Source organism: Acinetobacter lwoffii (genome assembly GCF_024129355.1).
In the GTDB taxonomy this organism is placed as follows: Bacteria; Pseudomonadota; Gammaproteobacteria; order Pseudomonadales; family Moraxellaceae; genus Acinetobacter; species Acinetobacter lwoffii_I.
The window spans coordinates 1-18,216 of record NZ_JAMXXP010000011.1 but is presented as its reverse complement, the minus strand read 5'-3'; the positions used below and the strand labels follow the sequence as shown (position 1 = coordinate 18,216).

General features: G+C 43.9%; 13 protein-coding genes. 9 read left to right on the top strand and 4 right to left on the bottom strand.

Going from position 1 to position 18,216, the window contains the following annotated elements:
• Positions 1-17: 17 nt before the first annotated feature.
• Both NI468_RS07625 and NI468_RS07620 read left to right on the top strand, forming a co-directional pair.
• Positions 18-1,748 (top strand): bifunctional protein-serine/threonine kinase/phosphatase, encoded by a 1,731-nt coding sequence (locus NI468_RS07625; protein ID WP_253101076.1) that lies wholly within the window; start codon positions 18-20, stop codon positions 1,746-1,748.
• Between the two features lie 253 nt (positions 1,749-2,001).
• Positions 2,002-2,199 (top strand): hypothetical protein, encoded by a 198-nt coding sequence (locus tag NI468_RS07620; RefSeq protein WP_004646985.1) that lies wholly within the window; start codon positions 2,002-2,004, stop codon positions 2,197-2,199.
• A 161-nt stretch (positions 2,200-2,360) separates the two neighbouring features.
• On the opposite strand, the gene NI468_RS07615 is transcribed toward NI468_RS07620, so the two are convergent.
• Positions 2,361-2,528, bottom strand: a complete 168-nt coding sequence (locus NI468_RS07615) for a hypothetical protein (RefSeq protein ID WP_005100295.1) — start codon at positions 2,526-2,528, stop codon at positions 2,361-2,363.
• 330 nt (positions 2,529-2,858) lie between these two features.
• Between NI468_RS07615 and NI468_RS07610 the strand changes: the two genes are divergently transcribed.
• Positions 2,859-3,776 carry a LysR family transcriptional regulator gene (locus NI468_RS07610; protein ID WP_253101073.1) on the top strand — a complete coding sequence of 306 codons (918 nt, stop codon included), beginning with the start codon at positions 2,859-2,861 and terminating at the stop codon, positions 3,774-3,776.
• Between the two features lie 502 nt (positions 3,777-4,278).
• On the top strand, positions 4,279-6,444 hold the full coding sequence (locus NI468_RS07605; RefSeq protein WP_253101070.1) for a TonB-dependent receptor family protein: 2,166 nt from the start codon (positions 4,279-4,281) through the stop codon (positions 6,442-6,444).
• A gap of 64 nt (positions 6,445-6,508) precedes the next feature.
• Here NI468_RS07605 and NI468_RS07600 read toward each other — a convergent pair whose 3' ends face one another.
• The gene (locus NI468_RS07600; protein WP_253101176.1) at positions 6,509-7,117 is read right to left on the bottom strand and encodes a MarC family protein; all 609 of its coding nucleotides are present in this window, start codon (positions 7,115-7,117) and stop codon (positions 6,509-6,511) included.
• Positions 7,118-7,145: 28 nt separating this feature from the next.
• Positions 7,146-9,182 (bottom strand): choline transporter, encoded by a 2,037-nt coding sequence (locus NI468_RS07595; protein ID WP_005246314.1) that lies wholly within the window; start codon positions 9,180-9,182, stop codon positions 7,146-7,148.
• Between the two features lie 269 nt (positions 9,183-9,451).
• Here NI468_RS07595 and betI point away from each other — a divergent pair, with 269 nt between their 5' ends.
• The 5 genes from betI to NI468_RS07570 all read left to right on the top strand — a co-directional run bounded on the left by betI (position 9,452) and on the right by NI468_RS07570 (position 16,641).
• A complete protein-coding gene (gene betI, locus NI468_RS07590) occupies positions 9,452-10,030 on the top strand; it encodes a transcriptional regulator BetI (RefSeq protein ID WP_005106923.1) in 579 nt (192 codons plus the stop codon).
• Positions 10,031-10,051: 21 nt separating this feature from the next.
• Positions 10,052-11,527 (top strand): betaine-aldehyde dehydrogenase, encoded by a 1,476-nt coding sequence (gene betB / locus NI468_RS07585; RefSeq protein WP_253101067.1) that lies wholly within the window; start codon positions 10,052-10,054, stop codon positions 11,525-11,527.
• An 11-nt stretch (positions 11,528-11,538) separates the two neighbouring features.
• Positions 11,539-13,194, top strand: a complete 1,656-nt coding sequence (betA, locus tag NI468_RS07580; RefSeq protein WP_253101063.1) for a choline dehydrogenase — start codon at positions 11,539-11,541, stop codon at positions 13,192-13,194.
• A 127-nt stretch (positions 13,195-13,321) separates the two neighbouring features.
• Positions 13,322-14,092: a TorF family putative porin gene (locus NI468_RS07575; protein ID WP_253101060.1), complete on the top strand. Its 771-nt coding sequence runs from the start codon at positions 13,322-13,324 to the stop codon at positions 14,090-14,092.
• A 341-nt stretch (positions 14,093-14,433) separates the two neighbouring features.
• Positions 14,434-16,641, top strand: a complete 2,208-nt coding sequence (locus NI468_RS07570; RefSeq protein ID WP_253101057.1) for an OsmC domain/YcaO domain-containing protein — start codon at positions 14,434-14,436, stop codon at positions 16,639-16,641.
• A 250-nt stretch (positions 16,642-16,891) separates the two neighbouring features.
• Here NI468_RS07570 and NI468_RS07565 read toward each other — a convergent pair.
• The coding region (locus NI468_RS07565; protein WP_253101052.1) for an electron transfer flavoprotein-ubiquinone oxidoreductase at positions 16,892-18,216 on the bottom strand (1,325 nt) is incomplete at its 5' end.

Genomic DNA, 18,216 nt, shown 5'->3' with positions numbered 1-18,216 from the left:
CTTTTTGAGTATTTAAAATGAATAAAAAATTAAAGATCAGCATTGGGCAATATTCTTCCGCTGGAATCAAAGCACAGAATCAGGACTTTCATGGGGTCTATATTCCGGAAGGCCATGCGCTTAGCAGTAAGGGCATTGCCTGTGCAATTGCAGACGGAATCAGCAGCAGCAATGTCAGTCATATTGCAGCAGAAACTGCTGTCAGCAGTTTTCTATCGGATTATTATTCGACTTCAGATGCATGGAGTACCCAAACTTCAGCGGCACGGGTCATTCGTGCGACCAACTCCTGGCTCTATGCACAAACCCAGCAGAGCCGCGGGCGTTTTGATAAAGACCAGGGTTATGTCTGCACCTTTAGTGCACTGATTTTGAAACAAAATAGGGCACATATCTTTCATGCTGGCGACAGCCGGATTTATCGCATTCAGGCACAAGTCATTGAACAGTTGACGGCTGATCACCGTATTTGCCTGTCATCAACAGAACATTATTTAAGTCGTGCACTGGGTGCCGACCATCGTATCGACGTCGATTATCAGCAGCTTGAATTATGTGAAGATGATTTCTTTATCTTGATGACAGATGGAGTCTATGAGTTTATTGATATGCAGCTCATATCGGAGATGCTGCAACAGCAACAACATCTGGATATCATTGCCAAGTCTATAGTCGAGCTAGCCTTTAAACGGGGCAGTGATGACAATCTCACCATTCAAATCATTAAAGTGGAACAGTTGCCTGATGAGGAATCCTTTCATATCAAGAGCCATGTTTTATTTCCGCAACAGCTGAGTCATGGCGACCTGTTTGAAGGTTATCGAATTGATAAAATCCTGCACCAAAATCATCGCAGCAGCCTCTATTTGGCGCATGATGAAGCAACACAAAATCAGCTGGTCATTAAAACCTTGTCTGTCGATGTGCAGGATGACCTGCAAGCGATGGAACAATTTCAGCTGGAAGACTGGGTATCGAAACGCTTAAAACATGAAAATCTGCTGCAATGCTATCCACATAAGGGCAGCAAGAAGTTTTTATTTCAAAGTTATGAATATTTACAAGGGGAAAGCCTAAACCGATGGCTGCACCGTCATAAAACTGCTTTAACTTTACAGCAGTTGCTTCCGATCATTGAGCAGGTGGCCAAAGCATTAAATGCCATGCACCGTCTTGAAATGCTGCACCAGGATGTACGACCAGAAAATGTCATGCTGCTCGAACCAGCCGATACCTTGAAAGTGAAACTGATTGATTATGGATCGACTGCGGTCAGAGGTCTGGTTGAACTGAATCCCAAACATGCAGATGTTCCTTTGGGAACCTTGGCCTTTATGGCACCTGAATATTTTATTGGATGCTCCCCATCAGTAAAATCAGATCAGTTCTCGCTGGCGGTGATGAGTTATTATTTATTAACCCGACAGTTGCCTTATGGGACGGACCTCGCGCGCTGCAAGACCGAAAAGGCCTTAAAGCAGGTTCGATATCATCCTCTCTATGAGTATCGACCGGATCTGCCACATGGCTTGGACGCAATCTTTAAAAAAGCGCTTTCCATTCGCCCGGAGCAGCGCTATGAAGCACTTTCAGCCTTTATATATGATCTGAAACACCCAGATATCAAATTTAAAAAATCAGTTTCACGCCCTATGCTTGAAAAGCATCCAGTCACTTTCTGGAAATCCTGCACAGCGATTCTGTTTTTGTTATTGCTCTGGGTATTTGCACTGTATTTTAGCCAATGAAAATAATCCAAATAAGCTGTTGAACGATTTTTTTGATTTAAATAAAAAATCAATAGTGATTTAAGTTGAGATGTAGTCAAAATATCTATTTATTCTTATTGCAGATTTTTATATTTTTACGATGATTGACTTTGTATTTTTGAAGATTATCCCTATAAAATAGCAAGTGCAGTTAATATCTAAATAAGCATAAAAACATTGGAATAATAATTGCTTATTTTTAATACCATTAGAATAAAAAGGCAGATGAGACATGAAAATTCAATTTTTTAAGCTGATTTTAATCTTGAGCAGCAGCATGGTGATGAGCCAAACCAGTCTCGCCGGAGATGGTGGCTTGCGTTTTGCTGAGAAAAATCAGGAAATAGCGGCACAAATTCAGGCCAAGAAAAAAACGGCAGAAATACAAGCGCAGTCCCTACAAGCAAAAGCCTCTACAGAAACGAAATAGTAAAATAGCACTCATCCAAGAAGGTGAGCTGTTCAGATTAGATCAGATGTATAAGATGTGGTGATGCGAAAAACTAGTCCCTAACTTTTTAATACTGAAAAAAAACTCCCCATCCATTTCTAAGAACGGGGAGTTTTTGTATTTTTGAATCCTTGAAAAATTTATTGATTCTGTTCTTCGTCCTGTCTTTCCTGACGCAGTTGATCACGTTGTCGCTGTGGATCATGAAGACCTAATTGACCTCGCTGGATCTCGCGATCCTGTTTTTCTTGCGGATCAAGTTGCTCTTCAGTGAGTTCATCATCATTTCGGTCGGTTGGATTGGACATAGTCTTTCATCCTCTAAAATATTTTCTACTTTTTATTGTATGAATTGAGCAAAATTATTCTGTGACTTTTATACCGAAGTTAGTTTTCTATCTTGTTGCTGCTGTAAATTTAAGCGCTATTTTATAGACAAATTTAATAAAATTAATTTAATCAATAAAATTAAATTAATAAAAATTAAGGGAATAGCAATTCAAACCTACAAACCCAATAGGTGAATATATCTCATTATTATGATTTAAAAATGAGAAAAACTAAATAAAATAAGAGAAATAGGTTATGCTTAAGACAGATCAAGTGTCATCCATCTTTTGAAATTTCCGGTATTTTCCATGATAGAACTCCGCCATTTAAGAACTTTAACTGCTCTGCGGGAGCATGGTTCTCTGGTTGCAGCAGCAAGTGATTTATGTTTAACCCCATCAGCCTTATCACATCAGCTACGTGAACTCGACCAATGGTTCGGGGTTGAAGTAGTGAATCGGCGTAGTCGTCCCGTAAGTTTTTCAAATGTTGGGGAGCGGTTGTTAAAACTGGCAGATGAAATATTACCGCAAGTTCAAATTGCACAGAGCGATATCAGCCGTATTCTGCATGGCCAGACCGGGCGAATAGTTTTCTCCTCTGAATGTCATAGCTGTTTTGACTGGTTGATGCCACTACTCAATCAATACCGGATGCAATATCCGGATGTAGACCTGGATTTTGCCTCAGGTTTTGAATCGAATCCGCATGAATTATTGCAAACTGGAGAGTTTGATCTGCTGATTACGGCTGATCCGATTGCGCTTAAAGGCATTGAATATTTTTCGATTTTTGAATACGAATCACGCTTGGTTTTATCCAACACTCATCCACTGGTACGTGCGAAAGAGATTACTGTTCAGGAACTTGCTGAAGAAACGCTGGTGACTTATCCGGTGGATAAACATCGTTTGGACATTATGTCGCGCTTGTTTATTCCCGCTAATATTTTACCCAAAGCCATTCGTACCACCGACTTGACCCAAATGCTGATTCAGCTGGTGGCAAGTGGTCGCGGGATTGGTGCATTACCTGATTGGGTGGTAAATGAATATGAGCAGAAAGGCTGGGTCACTTCACGCCGCCTCGACTGTGTGGCGCCTGAAGGCTTACGTCGAACTTTATACGCCGGCTATCGCACAGAAGAAAAACAGAAAGATTATTTTGAAGGCTTCTTGAAACAGCTGGATCGGTTTTCCAAAAAAAGACAGGTCTACTATAACTGATCAATCAATAGTTGAATGTCTATAAGCCCGTGATTCTTAAAAATCCTGCATCGTCAGGATTTTTAAAAATTGATTGTTTTTCTCTCAAGGATTTCAATTTTTCTATAAGGTGATGAGGTTAATCTTGTCTACTTTAAATCAGAAAATATACAACTTCGGCCAACTTTCGAAATTAAAGAACTGGTTTGGTCGATTATAAATTTTTCTACTTATCACATTTTGCCAAGTGGAAATACATCTGTGCAGAATTAAATTACATATTATTAAATATCAGTTACTTAAAAATTAAGTTCTTGGAACTTGTGAGGATGTGGTTTTGATCTTGCAAGTTGATTTTTAATAAAAAGATTAAATAAAATGAAAAAACATACGCTGATCAGTCAATTTTTTGGCAGAAAATAACTCCTGAAAATAACAATGTTGATCTATGCTACAGCATAATTTTTAAACTGATTTCCTCTCATAAAACGGAATCACTTATACAGGACTGTATAAAATCGCCATGCACATGACAAAAATTCCTCTCAAGAAAAGCCCGCTGAGCCTCATGATTCTGTCGATTGTCTCAGGTCATCTTTATGCTGAAACTGCCGTAGAACCGGACAATGTTCAACAGCTGAATACTATTGTGATCAGCGCTGAGCAAAATGCCAATCCGCAGCAGCAATATCAGAAAGAGCTGGCTCAGGTTTCAGGAGGAACGAATTTCATTGGTGAGCAGCTATTAGAACAGCAGCGACTTGCAACCACAGCCGATGTGTTCCGTTTACAGCCAGGAATTTATGCCCAGTCTGCAGGGAATGAAGGTGCAAAAATATCGATCCGTGGCTCAGGAATCAACCGGACTTCAGGTGCACACGCATCCGGTACGCACGTCCTGATTGACGATATTCCATTTACCGGGCCGGGCGGTACAGCGTATGAACTGCTAGAACCCTGGTGGATTGATCATGTCGGGGTTTATCGCGGAGCCAATGGCTTTAAGCAAGGCGGACTGGCCTTAGGTGGAACAATCAACTATAGAACCAAGACCGGCGCAGATCAGGATGGCTCTGAACTCAAATATGAAATGGGCAGCCATGGTTATCAAAAATATCAGTTTAGTACCGGCCGAAAGCTGGATCAGATGGATTATTATCTGGCGCTGACGAGTACCCAGTTTGATGGAATTCAGGATCATGCTGAAGGCGATGGTAAGGGTCTGGCTTTTAATTTGGGCTATCAGATCAGTCCGGATATCGAAACCCGTTTTTATGCTCGTTACCGTGAGAGCAAGCATTTAACTCCAGGACGGATTACACAAGAACAGCTCAAAAATGATCCTGAAGCAGCGAATAGCTTTAATTTAGCGGTAGATGCCAAACGGATTCAGCCGGGCAGTACTTGGCTGGCCAATACCACGACCTGGAATTTACAGGATGATGCAAAACTGACTGGCAGTCTGGCTTATCATCATTATCCGCTGGATTTACGTGAAAGCAGTTATCGTACCAATGTCGATTATGAAGATATTACAGCGCGCTTCCAGTATGAAAAACCTTACCAGTTTCTAGGTCTGGAGCATCAGGGGCGTATTGCCTTGCGCAGCACGACTCATCGTCCGGACAGTGGTGTAACGGAAACCATCCGACGTGATACGACTATTGATGGAACTTTGTATCCGGCAGATACCGTTACCCGCCGTTATACCTATCGCGGTTCAGACAACGTCCTGCAATTTGATCAGGAAACCACATTAAATGATCAGTTCAAATTAGATTTGGGACTGGCAGCGGTGTATACCCATCGGGAAAGTGAAGTAACTTATCCTGTGGCGAGTCCTGAAGTCAGCCGTTATGAATGGAATTTTGCACCACGACTTGGTTTGACCTATCAGCCGAATGAGTCTGTGCAATGGTTTGCCAATTTAAGCCGCAGCATTGAGCCAGCACATCCTTGGGCGATGGCTTGGTCTTCACCGTATTATTTTGACAGTGGTGTCGCTTCAGGCCGGGTGCGCGCGCCCATCTATTTGGACACGCAAACCGCCAATAGCTTTGAACTGGGTGGACGTGGACAATCAGTCTTTGGAGACTGGGCACTGAGCTACTATTATTCCAAAGTGAAAAATGAACTGTTAACCTCTGAAATGATTAAAACCTATGAAGATGGATCGAATCGACCTTCAGAGCCCATTGCTGTTGAATCAAATGCCACGCCAACGATTCATCAAGGGGTGGAGCTAAGTCTGGATACGCCATTGCATGAATCCGAATATGGCGAACTGCGTCTGCAACAGGCTTATACACTTAGCGATTTTCAGTACAAAAATGATCGATTGTTTGGCAAAAACCAGTTGCCGGGAATCCCTAAACATCTTTATCAGGCTCAACTGAGTTATGCCTTGAATAATGGCCTCTATATTGGTCTGAATACTGAATATGTATCCAAAATGGCGCATGATTATGCCAATAGCCGATTTAGTGACGACTATCAGATCTGGGGCATTGACCTGGGTTATGCGCCAGAGCATCAATCATGGAAAACCTGGATCAACTTTAAAAATATCACCGATGAAAAATATGCTGCGGTCGTGATTCCTGGTTTAAATGATCAAGGTGCTGATGTAGCGCGATCTTCGCCAGGTGAAGGTTTTTCTACTTATGCCGGTGTGTCATTTAAATTTTAATTATTTAAAATCAAAAAAAGAGCGGTAAAAACCGCTCTTTTTATTTATTGATAGAAAGGATTTATCAGGTTTCCAAAATTCCGGTAACGCCTGTCACAATCATATCAATGGCAATCGTACCAATCAGAAGCGCTGCAACACGACCGACAATATCGACATACAGGTCAATGTAGTTGGAATATTTATGCTGTAAATGATCATGCAGGTATTTCATCAGAATTAGCAAGCTACAGGTCAGAAACAGGGTAAAGAAAATCACCAGAATGGTTTGCATTAAACTGAGCTGAATCCCGGTAATCACGGAAGCCGAAATGGTGCCGGGACCGATCATAAACGGCATGGCAATTGTACCCGCCAGATGACTGGGCGCTCCACGCATCACACCAATCGTATCAGCACCTTGAAAGACATAACGATAGCCAATCACCAGAAAAATAATACCGCCAAAAATCTGGAAGGACTCAAACCGTACATGCAAGACTTCATTAAAGAAGGCTTCACCGGTTTTTGCAAAAATGATGAACACAATAAAGCTGATCAGACTGCCCTGAATCAATGCCATGTTGAATACTTTTGCGTCGGAATTACGGATAATTCCGAGCATATAAATACTCATCAGAAAAGGGTTGAGCAGGGAGAAAAACAGGGCAAATGCATTCAAACTTTCTGACATCATTCAGTCCTTCCGTAGTTGAGATATCCTAGATTTCACGGTCCGGGAACAGCGGACGTTTACCTGGGCTGATCCGGTTAATATGCAGATACATCATATGGCGTTCATATTTATCCAGGATGTCATTGATCACCTGTTCCTTACTATAACCGACCAGATCGTTGCCCTGAGAGCCTTCAAACAGATAACTTTCCAGACGATAGTAATAACGTTTGGTTCGTTTACCACGTGAACTGAAATTTGGCGTGTCATAGCGTACCGGCCATATTTCATAGACAAAGTTTTCTTCTTCATCGAGCTGAATGGTCAGATCCAGGTGATACAGTTCAGGTTCTTCCTCAAGCGATTTTTCCTGAATATTTACTTGAATGCCTTTGTCAATTAACTCGGTTGCAACGGCCTCAATGGCTGGTTTGCAAACATTATCCAGCATGGTCCGGGTCTGGGACAGGCTTGGATGCAGCATGACCCGGCTCAGACGCTTCTTCCAGTTCAGGATATCCACATTACCGACCACAGGCGCAGCATTCAGACTGGTACTGGCCTGCCGAAAATCCTCCAGACGCAAGGACTTATACAGTCCGGCCATCACAAAGAAAATCACGAAACTAAAAGGCAGGCCCATAATAATCGTGGTGTTCTGTAATGCTGTTACGCCATTCGCCATGAGCATTGCCAAAGTCAGCAAACCGATGGCAATGGCCCAGAACACACTCAGCCAGCGCGGTGAATCATGTTCAATATTAGTGAATTTGGTCGTGAAATTTCCCAATACCAATGCCCCTGAGTCCGCTGAGGTCACATAGAACAGTAAGCCGGTAATGGTGGCGACACCTGCAGTAAACATAAAGCCTGGATACTGCGCCAGCAGATCATAAAAACCATGTGCCGGATTTTCTAAAACTGTCGTAGCAAGTTGAGTATTACCATCAAAAATCACGCTGTATAAAGCACTGTTACCGAAAATAGACAACCAGGTCAGGGTAAATAACAGAGGAATAACCAAAGTCCCGGTGACAAATTCACGAATGGTACGACCACGGGAAATACGGGCCAGGAACAGACCGACAAAAGGTGACCAGGCGATCCACCATGCCCAGAAGAACAGGGTCCAGCTATTCATCCACTCTTTCGGTTGTTCAAAAGGAAAACTGGTTAAAGAAAGCTTCGGGAACTGGCTGATATAGTCACCAAAATTCTGAATCAAGGCGGCTAATAAAAACTCGGTATTGCCTACAAACAGAATGAATAGCAGCAGCCCAATTGATACATAGATATTAATTTCAGACAGGATCCGGATGCCTTTATTGACACCGGCAGTGACTGAAATAATAGTAATAATCACGGCAACGGCGATGAGTGCGGTTTGAATCCAGATATTTTCTGGTAAATCAAACAATACATGCAGGCCGTAATTTAATTGCACAACGCCAATCCCGCAGGTGGTGGCAATCCCGAAAATCGTGCCGAGTACTGCAGCCGTATCCACAGTATGGCCAATTGGACCATTAATTTTTTTTCCAAAAATAGGATAGAGTGCTGATCGGATGGTGAGCGGTAAATTATAGCGATAGCTGAAATAACCTAGCGCGACCCCAATCAGTGCATACATACTCCAGCCGGTTAAACCGTAGTGAAACAGGGTCCATACCATGGACTGGCGCGCAGCTTCGAAGGTTTCACCTTCGCCTACAGGCGGATTTATATAATGCGAAAGCGGTTCCGCCACTGAGAAAAACATCAGGTCAATCCCGATTCCGGCAGAAAATAGCATCGCCGACCAACTCAACAGGCTAAATTCTGGCTTGGAATGTTTGGGGCCTAATTTAATCTCGCCATAACGGGAACAGGCGATAAAGACGATAAAAACCAGATACAGCGTTGCCGCTAGCAGGTAATACCAGCTAAAGGTACGACTGACCCAGTTTAAAATATTGATAATGACTTGATTGGCTTGTTCATTAAATAAAATGGTAATGATAGAAAACAGCAGAATAAGTGTCGCCGAAAAATAAAAAACTACTTTATTCAGACCATCTTGCATCTCTTCATTTTTCTTTTGCATAAATCCATGACCATCGTTTTGTTGCCGGATGATCTACAGTGCAGTGTGATTTAAAAGCAAAAGCCTGCGGTAAAGCTTCCTTGTTTTCGTGAATTACAAACTTTTGCAAATCCAAAACAAACTGCGCTGTACATCAAGGGTGAGCTGGCACTATAATTTTTATTAATTGAACGTTCAATTAAAAAAGCGTTTATGAATTGTTACCTCATTCTGCTAATTTTTTAGCAGAGTGGCTTTCTATTGTTATATCCGTTATTCAGGTTAGTCCTATGCCAAAAGTTGGTATGCAACCGATCCGTCGTCAGCAACTGATCGATGCCACCTTAGCTGCAGTGAATGAGCTAGGTTTTGCAGAAGCGTCAATTAGTCAGATTGCTCAGAGGGCAGGTGTTTCAACTGGTATCATAAGTCATTATTTTCAAGGTAAAAATGGGCTGATTGAAGCCACAATGCGTTACTTATTGCAGCAATTGGGTAAATCTGTTGCACAGATAAAGATACAGGTTGATGACTTACCGGAGCAGCGCCTGCTGGCGATCGTACGCGGTAATTTTGCTGCTCCACAAACGGACAAAGCAGCCATGAAAGTCTGGTTGGCGTTCTGGGCTAGCAGTTTGCACCAACCTGAATTACACCGTTTACAGCAAATCAATCATTACCGTTTACATTCCAATCTCAAATATGAATTCATGAAAAAGTTGAGTAAAGACCAGGCAGAGAAATCCGCTCAAGGTCTGGCAGCATTGATTGACGGATTCTGGCTAAGAGGTGCTTTGGTAAATGGCGAAATTGACCCGGAACTGCCGATTGAACTGTGTAGTGAATATATCCGGCAACAACTCAAATAACCCACCTGCGAGGAAATTCCATTGACAACATTCAAACTGCAACGTCCTTATATTCATGGACAATATGTCGATGCAACGTCCAATAGCACGTTTCAAACGATTAATCCTGCAACAGGCGAAGTTCTGGCAGACGTGCAAGTGTGTACGCGAAAAGATATCGATCGCGCTGTTGAATCGGCACAGAAAGGACAAAAAGTCTGGGCAGAAATGACGGCGATTCAACGTTCGCGTATTTTGAACAAGGCTGTTGCCATCCTCCGTGAACGTAATGATGAGCTGGCGCGTTTAGAAAGTCTCGACAGTGGTAAAGCTTTCAGTGAAACATCCACCGTCGATATTGCGACAGGTGCAGATGTACTTGAATACTATGCAGGTATTTTGCCAGCATTAGAAGGTCAGCAAATCCCACTCAGAAGCAGTTCATTTGTCTATACCCGACGTGAACCTTTGGGTGTGGTCGCCGGGATTGGTGCATGGAATTACCCGATTCAGATCGCATTATGGAAATCTGCACCTGCACTGGCAGCAGGCAATGCCATGATCTTTAAAGCCAGTGAAATCACGCCATTAACTGCATTAAAACTGGCAGAAATTTATACAGAAGCCGGTGTGCCACATGGTGTATTTAATGTGGTGACCGGTAGTGGTGACATTGGTGGCTATCTGACTTCACATCCGGACATAGCCAAAGTTTCATTTACCGGTGGTGTCGCAACCGGCAAAAAAGTCATGGCCCAAGCTGCAAATTCCAGCCTGAAAGAAGTCACCATGGAGCTGGGCGGAAAATCCCCGCTGATTATCTGTGAAGATGCCGATCTGGATCTGGCGGCAGATATAGCCATGATGGCTAACTTCTACAGTTCTGGTCAGGTCTGTACCAATGGAACCCGGGTATTTATCCCTTTGGCCTTGAAAGCAGAATTTGAAGACAAGATTTTGCAGCGTATTCCTTATATCCGTATGGGGGATCCACTTGATCCTGAGACCAATTTTGGTCCAATGTCCAGCTTCTCTCATATGGAAAAAGTGCTGGGCTATATTGAACAGGGCAAGATCGAAGGTGCACGCTTATTGTGTGGTGGCGGCCGTGCTGAAGATGAGCAGTTTGCCCAAGGCGCTTATGTGCTACCAACGGTATTTACCGATTGCCGTGACGACATGACGATTGTCCGTGAAGAAATTTTTGGTCCAGTCATGAGTATTCTGAGTTATGACTCAGAAGAAGAGGCGATTCGTCGTGCCAATGATACCGAATATGGTTTGGCAGCTGGTGTCGTGACACCGAATCTGGCACGTGCGCATCGTATTATTCATCAAATCGAAGCCGGCATTTGCTGGATTAATACCTGGGGCGAATCACCGGCAGAAATGCCTGTCGGTGGCTATAAACATTCAGGTGTCGGTCGCGAAAACGGTATTGTCACGCTACAGCAATATACCCAGACCAAGTCGGTGCAAGTTGAACTTAGTCCTTTCCAGTCTGTATTTAGCGCATAAGGGAGGATTGGATGAATTACGACTATATTATTATCGGTGCAGGTTCGGCAGGGAATGTACTCGCAGCGCGTTTAACTGAAGATCCGGATGTGAAAGTCCTATTGCTGGAAGCAGGTGGGCCGGATTACCGTCTAGACTTCAGAACACAAATGCCTGCTGCATTGGCTTATCCATTGCAGGGACGCCGTTATAACTGGGCCTACCTGACCGACCCCGAACCACATATGAATAACCGTCGGATGGAATGCGGGCGCGGGAAAGGCCTGGGCGGTTCTTCATTAATTAACGGCATGTGCTACATTCGCGGTAATGCCATGGATCTGGAACAGTGGGCCAGCCTGAAGGGGCTTGAGCACTGGAGCTATGCCGAATGTCTGCCATATTATAAAAAAGCGGAAAGCCGTGATATTGGTGGCAATGATTATCATGGCGATTCTGGTCCGGTTTCGGTGGCAACGCCTAAACAGGGCAATAATGAACTGTTTCATGCCATGATCGAAGCAGGCGTACAGGCTGGTTATCCACGTACCGATGATCTGAACGGTTACCAGCAGGAAGGCTTCGGTCCGATGGATCGAACTGTGACGCCGCAAGGTCGCCGATCCAGTACTGCACGCGGTTATCTGGACATGGCCAAAGGTCGCGACAACCTGACGATTATTACCCATGCCATGACCAATAGAATTCTGTTTAACCAGAAACAGGCGATAGGTGTAGAGTATTTCGAGGGGCAAAATACCTTACAGCCGATTCAGGTCTTTGCGGATCGTGAAGTTTTATTATGTGGTGGTGCGATTGCCTCACCGCAAATCCTGCAACGCTCCGGTGTGGGTTCGGCTGAACTGTTAAAAAGTCTGGATATTCCTTTGGTTCAGGATTTGCCAGGCGTGGGTGAAAACCTGCAAGACCATCTGGAAATGTACCTGCAATATAAGTGCAAAAAACCGGTTAGCTTATATCCAGCACTCAAGTGGTATAACCAGCCGATGATTGGCGCTGAATGGTTGTTTTTAGGTAAAGGTATTGGAGCCAGTAACCAGTTTGAAGCTGGTGGTTTTATCCGCTCTTCAGACGAATTTGAATGGCCCAATATCCAGTATCATTTCCTGCCTGTGGCGATTAATTATAATGGCACCAATGCCATTCATGAACATGGCTTTCAGGCTCATGTGGGCTCTATGCGTTCACCGTCACGTGGCCGTGTCCGTCTGAAATCCAAAGACCCCTTTGAGCATCCAAGTATTCTGTTCAACTATATGAGTACCGAGCAGGACTGGTGTGAATTCCGCGATGCCATCCGGATTACCCGGGAAATTATGCATCAGCCGGCATTGGATCCCTATCGTGGTGAAGAAATCAGTCCGGGAAAACATCTACAAACAGATGCTGAAATTGATGAATTTGTTCGTAATCATGCAGAAACCGCGTATCATCCATCATGTAGCTGTAAAATGGGTGAGGATGACATGGCGGTTGTCGATGGTTATGGACGCGTACATGAAATGCAGGGGTTGCGTGTGATTGACGCCTCGATTATGCCTTTGATCATTACCGGTAACCTCAATGCAACTACGATTATGATCGCTGAAAAACTGGCAGACCATATTCGTGGCAAACCTGCTCTTGCGCCTTCATCTGCACCTTTTTACAAGGCGCCTCGCGCTTAAATTATGGTTTTATTCCTGCCGCCTAGCAAAGCAGGAGTAAAGCGAATTTCAATTTTGTCCCAAAGCGGAGATAAAACCTCGACTGCTTTCGGTTTTATCTCCGCTTTACTTAATACATTTATATTTTATGAAAATATTCAATCAAACAGTGCTGTTTGGCTGTGCTGCTGTTTCAAGTTTTTACTGTTATGCCGATGATGCGGAAGTAAAACAAATAGAAGCAAGCGGAAACTTGAGTGTGGTCTCCAAATACGTCTCCCGCGGTTTGACCAATGCGCCTGAAAATGACGACGTTGCTGTACAGGCTGCATTGAATCTGGCTTATGGTAATTTTTATGTCGGATATTGGGGATCTACGCTTGGATACTCTTATGCCGAAGTACAGGGGCGTCCGGGACATCGTTCAGACAAATTCGAGCATGACTTTCTGCTGGGTTATACCCATAGCAGCGAAAATTATGATTGGGATCTATGGAACGCAACCTATTATTATCCGGGCGGCAAGCATTCTACCGGAAATGAGCTGGGTTTAAATGTAAGTCGTGCGCTGAATAATCAGACCAGTATCGGGGCCAGCATATCGACCTATCTGTATGATGTGGCTTATGCCAATCAGGGCGATACTTTTTATACACTTAACCTGAGCCATCAATTGAATGATCGCCTGAATGCCAGCGTTACGGCAGCAGGGAGCTATTTTAATGATGAAGGCAAATACGAAGGCGGTGAACTGGGCGATACCGAAAAGCAGTTTGCCTTTCGTTATGCTTCTGCCGGACTCAGTTATGCGCTTTTACCTCAGGTAAGTTTGTCGGGTGAATATATCTTTGGCGGTTATGACCGCTATGATGACAAGCAGCGTAATCTTGCAGTAGTTGCACTGAGTTATGATTTTTAAAATTATGAAATCATTCAGACTAGGCGGGTGAAAATCTGCCTTATCTGCAACTTTGATTAATAGCTTAAGCCATGACTTGAAGTTGATTCATGCTCCGGCAGCTCAGGAAAGACTGAGGGTCTGGTTTAATCTGCCAGAATTTCAGACAAATATTATCAATTTCATAAAATAATTCTATAATAGCGCCCATTCTCGGCAGCGTTATCCAGACACTTAGTCAAACGGCATAACCTGACCATTTTCTATTTTTCATTCAAGTTCTCCTCCGTGAACCGGCTTGTATATTCAGATTCAGCATCTTATCTGTCCGTGACGGCACATAAGAATATTTAGGTATCCACATGGAAATTAAGGTCAATTATCTCGATAATCTTCGTCAGGAAGCCAAGTTCGATGACTTCACGGTAATCGCCGATCAGCCGATCCGCTATAAAGGTGATGGTTCAGCACCCGGCCCATTCGATTATTTTCTGGCGTCGTCGGCACTTTGTGCGGCTTATTTTGTCAAAGTCTATTGCGCAGCACGTGACATTCCGACCGATAATATCCGCCTTTCGCAAAACAATATTGTTGATCCTGAAAACCGTTATAAACAGATTTTTAAAATTCAGGTTGAACTGCCAGCTGATATTTCTGAAAAAGATCGCCAAGGCATTTTACGTTCGATCGACCGTTGTACTGTAAAAAAAGTGATTCAAACCGGTCCTGAATTTGTCATTGAGGAAGTGGAAAGTATTGATGCCGATGCTCAAGCTTTATTAATGCCAAGTCTGGCTTCTGAACATACCACGTTCATTCCGGGTAAAGACCTTCCGCTGGAAGAAACCATTGCCAATATGTCAGCCATTCTGGCAGGCCTTGGCATGAAGATTGAAATTGCGTCTTGGCGTAATATCGTGCCGAATGTCTGGTCATTGCATATTCGTGATGCCCAGTCACCAATGTGCTTTACCAACGGTAAAGGTTCGACCAAGGAAAGTGCGCTGGCATCTGCTTTGGGTGAGTTTATTGAGCGTCTGAACTGTAACTTCTTCTATAACGACCAGTTCTGGGGTGAAGATATTGCCAATGCAGAATTTGTACATTATCCAGATGAAAAATGGTTCCAGCCGGGTCCAAATGGCGAATTACCTGCAGAAGTTCTAGATGAACATACCCGTGAAATTTATGATCCTGAAGATGAGTTGTTAGGTACCCATCTTTATGATACCAACTCGGGAAACAAGGCTCGTGGTATCTGCTCACTCCCATTTGTACGTCAGTCTGATGGTGAAACCGTTTATTTTCCGTCGAATCTGATCGAAAACCTGTACTTAAGTAATGGTATGAGCGCCGGTAATACGCTGGCTGAAGCACAAGTACAGTGTCTGTCTGAAATTTTTGAGCGTGCTGTTAAACGTGAAATTCTGGAAGGTGAGCTCGCACTTCCGGATGTGCCTGAACAGGTTCTGGCAAAATATCCAAAAATTGTTGAAGGCATTAAGGGTCTGGAAGAACAGGGCTTCCCGGTTCTGGTCAAAGATGCTTCACTAGGCGGTCAGTTCCCGGTCATGTGCGTTACCTTGATGAACCCGCGTACCGGCGGTGTATTTGCCTCATTCGGTGCCCATCCTAACTTTGAAGTAGCATTAGAACGCAGTCTGACTGAACTTTTACAAGGCCGTAGTTTTGAAGGTCTGAATGATCTGCCAAAACCAACTTTTAGCAGCAATGCAGTAACTGAACCGAATAACTTCGTCGAACATTTTATTGACTCAAGCGGTGTGGTGTCTTGGCGTTTCTTCAGCGCGAAATCAGATTATGATTTTGTCGAGTGGGATTTCACCAATAACGGTCAAAACTCGAATGCGGATGAAGCTCAGGAATTATTCACAATTCTGAAAGACATGGGCCATGAAGTTTATATGGCGGTGTATCAGCATCTAGGTGCAACAGCTTGCCGTATTCTGGTACCGGGTTATTCAGAAATTTATCTGGTAGAAGATCTGGTTTGGGACAATACCAACAAGGCTTTGTTATACCGTGAAGATATCCTGAATCTGCACCGTCTGGATGATGAACAACTGGAAGCACTGGTTGAGCGTCTGGAAGAAGCAGATGAGGATGACTATACCGAGATCAAAACCTTGATCGGTATCGAATTCGATGAAAATACTGAATGGGGCCAACTGACGATTCTGGAACTGAAACTTCTGATTTATGTGGCTTTGCAGCAATTTGAAGAAGCCAAAGATCTGGTTGAGCAGTTCCTGCAGTTCAATACCAATACCGTTGAACGTGGCCTGTTCTACCAGTGCATGAATGTCGTTCTGGAAGTCATTCTGGATGATGAAATGGAACTGGATGATTATGAGCACAACTTCCGCCGTATGTTTGGTGATGCCCGTATGGATGCCGTTCTAGGTTCAATCGAAGGCACAGTTCGTTTCTATGGTTTGACCGAAACCAATATGCAGCTTGAAGGACTGGACCGTCATTTACGCCTGATTGACAGCTATAAAAAACTGCATGCAGCACGCGCCAAGTTTGTAGCAAATCAAAAATCTTAATGAATGACTAAAATTTTTCGTCATTGGTTTTAAATTTTAAAGATGGCTTAGCTCATTTTGGTTAAGCCATTTTTATATCCAGTACGCTATAAAATCTTTTCTATTATTTCTATTCTAACTTATTAATTCCAGCTCCCGAGGGAGCTGGGATTACCTAAAAAATTAAAGTGAAGTGTTAATACTAACTGCTTCAAGAGTGGGTATATGAATGTGAGAAATAGATGTATTTTTCTCATTCACAGGAATTACCTTACATATTCGGGTAATTCGGACCACCACCACCTTCCGGTGTCACCCAGGTGATGTTCTGGGACGGATCCTTGATGTCACAGGTCTTGCAGTGTACACAGTTGGCTGCATTGATCTGGAAGCGTTTTGAACCGTCATTATTTTCCATAATCTCATAGACCCCCGCCGGGCAGTAACGCTGTGCAGGCTCATCCCATGTCGGCAGGTTGACTTCCACGGGAATTGAAGCATCGGTGAGTTTCAAATGTGCTGGCTGGTTCTCTTCATGCACGGTATTCGATACAAACACTGAAGACAGACGGTCAAAGGTTAGCTTGCCATCCGGTTTTGGATAGGTCGGCTTGAAGCTTTCAGCTGCCTGGGTTTTTAGCGCAGCATGATCCTGAACCAGATCATGCAAGGTAAAAGGCACTTTAAACACGTTCTGGTCGATAAAGTTGAATGCACCCCCGATCCATTGACCGAACTTGTGCATTGCCGGGCCAAAGTTACGCGAGTTGTATAACTCTTCTTTTAGCCAGCTATGGTTGAACTTGTCGGTATAAGCAGTCAGTTCTTTGACAAAGAAATCTTCGCCTTCCACTACACGTGCCACCGCCAGATCACCGCCTTTTTCTACACCGGCAGCTATCGCTTCAAAGACCGCTTCACCGCAGAGCATGCCGGATTTCATTGCCGTATGAGAACCCTTGATCTTGGCAAAGTTCAGGAAGCCGGCATCATCACCAATCAAAGAACCACCCGGGAAGGTGAATTTTGGTAATGAGTTAAAACCACCTTTGGTCACAGCACGCGCACCATAAGAAATACGCTTACCACCTTCCAGATACTGCTTGATCAATGGATGGGTTTTCCAGCGCTGCATTTCCATGAAGGGATACATATGCGGGTTGGTGTAAGACAGATCTACGATCATGCCCAGAGTCACCTGGTTATTCTCAGCATGGTATAACCACCAGCCACCTGAAGAACCAGTTTCATTTAGTGGCCAGCCGGCACCGTGCATCACCAGACCCGGTTTATGCTTGGCAGGATCGATTTCCCAAAGCTCTTTAATGCCGATACCGTAATGTTGCGGATCCGCGTCCTTGTCCAGGTTGAACTTCTGGATCAGACGTTTACCGAGGTGACCACGGCAGCCTTCAGCAAAAATCGTGTATTTGGCATGCAGTTCATAACCCGGGGTAAAGTTATGCGTTGGTTCGCCATCTTTACCAATGCCCATGTCACCGGTTTGGATGCCTTTGACTGTGCCATCGGCATGATACAGAATTTCCGAGGCTGCAAAGCCTGGGAAGATCGACACTTCCAGTTCTTCGGCTTTCT

Excerpts from the sequence above, each read along its gene's own strand:
- NI468_RS07625 (WP_253101076.1), top strand. The coding sequence starts at position 18 with ATGAATAAAAAATTAAAGATCAGCATTGGGCAATATTCTTCCGCTGGA.
- NI468_RS07600 (WP_253101176.1), bottom strand. The coding sequence starts at position 7,117 with ATGTCAGAAAGTTTGAATGCATTTGCCCTGTTTTTCTCCCTGCTCAAC.
- NI468_RS07570 (WP_253101057.1), top strand. The coding sequence starts at position 14,434 with ATGGAAATTAAGGTCAATTATCTCGATAATCTTCGTCAGGAAGCCAAG.
- betI (WP_005106923.1), top strand. The coding sequence starts at position 9,452 with ATGCCAAAAGTTGGTATGCAACCGATCCGTCGTCAGCAACTGATCGAT.
- betA (WP_253101063.1), top strand. The coding sequence starts at position 11,539 with ATGAATTACGACTATATTATTATCGGTGCAGGTTCGGCAGGGAATGTA.
- NI468_RS07575 (WP_253101060.1), top strand. The coding sequence starts at position 13,322 with ATGAAAATATTCAATCAAACAGTGCTGTTTGGCTGTGCTGCTGTTTCA.
- NI468_RS07595 (WP_005246314.1), bottom strand. The coding sequence starts at position 9,182 with ATGCAAAAGAAAAATGAAGAGATGCAAGATGGTCTGAATAAAGTAGTT.
- NI468_RS07615 (WP_005100295.1), bottom strand. The coding sequence starts at position 2,528 with ATGTCCAATCCAACCGACCGAAATGATGATGAACTCACTGAAGAGCAA.
- NI468_RS07620 (WP_004646985.1), top strand. The coding sequence starts at position 2,002 with ATGAAAATTCAATTTTTTAAGCTGATTTTAATCTTGAGCAGCAGCATG.
- NI468_RS07605 (WP_253101070.1), top strand. The coding sequence starts at position 4,279 with ATGCACATGACAAAAATTCCTCTCAAGAAAAGCCCGCTGAGCCTCATG.
- NI468_RS07610 (WP_253101073.1), top strand. The coding sequence starts at position 2,859 with ATGATAGAACTCCGCCATTTAAGAACTTTAACTGCTCTGCGGGAGCAT.